Raw genomic sequence first — 3,252 nt, forward strand, 5'->3', positions numbered from 1 at the left:
CCGGCTTGCCGGCAGCCGCCGACAAATCCCTGGCCAGCGTTGCCTCAAGGCTCTCGGTATCGGCAAACGGCGTCTGGTTCAGGGAGTTGAGGTACAGCTTGAACGACTTCGACTCGATGATGTTCGGCGAATCCGCCGGAATGCTGAATTCGCCGATCGCCACCACGGGCTTGCCCGATGGCAGCAGCCAGGACAGTTCGAAGCAGTTCCAGAAGTCCACGCCCTTATACGGCAGGGTTTGCGCCGTCAGGCCCAGTTCCGCCCACTTCACGGTGCGCGGGATCGGGAACAGCAAGGACGGCGTGTAAGTGGCGATGTATTCGCTGGACTTGCCCAGCGGCGAGTGTTCGGCTGCGGGATGCATGGCGGAAACCTGACTGAAGAATCAGCGGATTCTACCAGCCTTTGCTCCCGCCTTTGAGTGCTTACTGACTGACAGTCAGTTTACCGACCATGCCGGCCTGGTAATGACCGGGAATGTTGCAGGCAAACTCGAGGTTGGTGGCCTTGCTGAAGGTCCAGGTCAGCTCGGCGCTCTGGCCCGGCTCCACCAGTACGCTGTTCGGGTCGTCATGCTTCATGCCGTGATCCATTTTGCCGTGATCCATACCGGCCATGCCTTCATGGCCCATTGCCTTCATGGCGGTCGGCGTCAGCATGCCGCTCTGTTGCATCTGCAACATTTCCTGCTGGTGTCTGGCATGCATCGCTGCATCCCCGAGATTGAACTCATGCAACAACTGGCCTTTATTGACCAGAACGAAGCGCACGGTTTCCCCGGCCTTGATGTCGATGGCCTGCGGCGTGAAGGACATGTCGCCCATGACCACCTCGACACTGCGGGTCGCCTTGGCCGCCGGGGCCGGTTGGCCGAAATCGTAGCTATGCCCGGCGTCCGCCCACACCGGCGAACTCAGTGCCAGCAAACACAGGATTTGCGCCACGGATTTGCGTAAAAACATCGTCGTACTCCAACAAGATAAGGCTCAGCATGCACAAAACTCTAAACTGCCGGCACTGCCCGCAACCTGACAGCCAGATTACAACTTTGTAAGGTTGACCTGTGTGATCGCTGCCCACGGTATAAAGCGTTCGTACCATTTGCCATGAGTCGCCCATGAAACTGCTGATCGTCGAAGACCAACCAAAAACCGGCCATTACCTGCGCCAGGGCCTGGCCGAGGCCGGGTTCAACACGGAACTGGTGGCTGACGGCAACACCGGCCAGCAGTTGGCCCTCAGCGGCGAATATGCCCTGCTGATTCTCGATGTGATGCTGCCCGGCCGTGATGGCTGGCAGATTCTTCAAGCGGTGCGCAGCGCTGGCCTGGATACGCCGGTACTTTTTCTGACCGCGCGTGACGCCGTGGAGGACAGGGTTCACGGCCTCGAACTGGGCGCCGACGATTATCTGGTCAAGCCGTTTGCCTTTTCCGAGCTGCTGGCGCGCGTGCGCAGCCTGTTGCGTCGCGGTAGCGCCACGCCGCAAGAGACCAGCCTGCAACTGGCCGATTTGCGCCTGGACCTGATCCGTCGCCGGGTCGAACGCAGCGGCCAGCGCATAGACCTGACCGCCAAGGAATTCGCCCTGCTGGAAATGCTCCTGCGCCGCCAGGGCGAAGTCCTGCCCAAGTCGCTGATTGCGTCCCAGGTCTGGGACATGAATTTCGACAGTGACACCAATGTCATCGAGGTGGCGATCCGTCGCCTGCGCCTGAAGATCGACGATGAATTCCCCAACAAGCTGATTCACACCGTACGCGGCATGGGTTATGTCCTTGAAGAGCGCCCCGCCTGATGCGCCGTCTGTCCTTGAGCAGCCGGCTGGCGCTGCTGTTTGCGGCATGCACCGCCGTGGTGTCGTTGTTCGCCGGGGTGCTGTTCAGCCGCGCCAGTGAGGCGCATTTCATTGAACTCGACCAGCAATTGCTGGACGACAAGCTGATTGGCTTGCGTCGGGCCCTGCACGACTTTCAGTCGAGTGACGGCGAAGTGAAGCTGGTGGAGGAACTGAGCCGACAGGCTGATCTGTCCCTGCGAATCACCGGCCGCGACGGCCGGCGCTGGTATGACAGCTCGACAAACCTTCCGCAGGCATTGCCGAGCCAGCCCGGATTGTCGACGGTGAGCCACGAAGGCACGGATTACCGCGTCCTGAATGCGCCGCTTTTCCCGGACAAAGCCGAATCACCGCAACTGACCTTGCTGCTGGACATCACCCACCACCAGCACTTTCTGCAACGCATTCAGCATTTGATCTGGCTGACCGTCGGTCTGTCAGCCCTGGCCACTGCGCTGCTGGGCGCCTGGGCGGCACGCAGCGGCCTGCGCCCGTTGCGGCGGATCAGTGCGGTTGCCAGTGGTGTTTCGGCACAATCACTGAACTCGCGGTTGCCCGAAGAAAACATGCCGCCGGAACTGGCGGAAATGGCCCACAACTTCAACGCCATGCTCGGACGCCTCGACGACTCGTTTCAGCGGCTGTCCGCGTTCTCCGCCGACATTGCCCATGAACTGCGTACGCCACTGTCGAACCTGCTGACCCACACCCAGGTCACCCTCACCCGCCCTCGCCCCATCGAGGACTACCGCGAAGCCCTGCACAGCAACCTCGAAGAACTGCAATGGATGGCGCAACTGGTCAACGACATGCTCTATCTGGCCAAGGCTGACCATGGACTGTTGATCCCCAAACGCGAATCGCTGGAACTGGCGGAGGAAGCAGACCTGCTGCTGGAGTTTTTTGCACCGCTGGCAGAAGACGCCCAGGTCACGCTTAGCCGCGAAGGCCTTGGACACATGGAAGGTGACCGCAGCATGTTACGACGGGCGCTGTCCAACCTGCTGGACAACGCGCTGCGCTTCACCCCGGCCCAAGGCACGGTACAGGTCACGATTGACGAACAACCCGACGGCCTGAGCCTGCGGGTGGAGAACTCGGGAGACGGCATTGATCCGCAGTTGCTGCCGCGCTTGTTCGACCGTTTTTATCGGGCTGACCCGGCACGCCGCGAAGGCAGCAGTGAACATGCAGGATTGGGGTTGGCGATCACCCGGTCGATCATCCGCGCCCATGGCGGGCAGATTCGTTGTGAATCGGAGCCTGGATGGACGCGGTTTGTGATCGAATTGCCAAGGGGAGATTGAGGCTGGCAGGCCCGGCCTGCGTCACCCGTAGGAGCTGGCTTGCCAGCGAAAGCGGTTTACGCAAGTGACATAGAGGTTGGCAAGCCCGGCCTGCGTCACCTGTAG

At 61.0% G+C, this 3,252-nt stretch carries 3 protein-coding genes and 1 pseudogene; 2 read left to right on the forward strand and 2 right to left on the reverse strand.

Annotated elements, in window-relative coordinates:
* Together PMI31_RS29355 and copI are read right to left on the reverse strand one after the other, a co-directional pair.
* A pseudogene (locus PMI31_RS29355) lies at positions 1-364 on the reverse strand (NADPH-dependent 7-cyano-7-deazaguanine reductase QueF); the annotation flags it as partial.
* 61 nt (positions 365-425) lie between these two features.
* Positions 426-962: a copper-resistant cuproprotein CopI gene (gene copI / locus PMI31_RS29360; protein ID WP_008023850.1), complete on the reverse strand. Its 537-nt coding sequence runs from the start codon at positions 960-962 to the stop codon at positions 426-428.
* Positions 963-1,117: 155 nt separating this feature from the next.
* Here copI and PMI31_RS29365 point away from each other — a divergent pair, with 155 nt between their 5' ends.
* Together PMI31_RS29365 and PMI31_RS29370 are read left to right on the forward strand one after the other, a co-directional pair.
* Entirely contained in the window at positions 1,118-1,798 is a 681-nt protein-coding gene (locus PMI31_RS29365; protein ID WP_007995297.1) for a heavy metal response regulator transcription factor, read from the forward strand.
* Positions 1,798-3,147: a heavy metal sensor histidine kinase gene (locus PMI31_RS29370; protein WP_008023852.1), complete on the forward strand. Its 1,350-nt coding sequence runs from the start codon at positions 1,798-1,800 to the stop codon at positions 3,145-3,147. The genes PMI31_RS29365 and PMI31_RS29370 overlap by 1 nt, the downstream gene beginning before the upstream one ends.
* Positions 3,148-3,252 lie beyond the last annotated feature (105 nt).

This window comes from Pseudomonas sp. GM55 (genome assembly GCF_000282395.1).
Taxonomy (GTDB): Bacteria; Pseudomonadota; Gammaproteobacteria; order Pseudomonadales; family Pseudomonadaceae; genus Aquipseudomonas; species Aquipseudomonas fluorescens_CC.

Bases quoted from the DNA above. Each gene is read 5' to 3' on its own strand.
- PMI31_RS29365 (WP_007995297.1), top strand. From the start codon at position 1,118: ATGAAACTGCTGATCGTCGAAGACCAACCAAAAACCGGCCATTACCTG.
- PMI31_RS29370 (WP_008023852.1), top strand. From the start codon at position 1,798: ATGCGCCGTCTGTCCTTGAGCAGCCGGCTGGCGCTGCTGTTTGCGGCA.
- copI (WP_008023850.1), bottom strand. From the start codon at position 962: ATGTTTTTACGCAAATCCGTGGCGCAAATCCTGTGTTTGCTGGCACTG.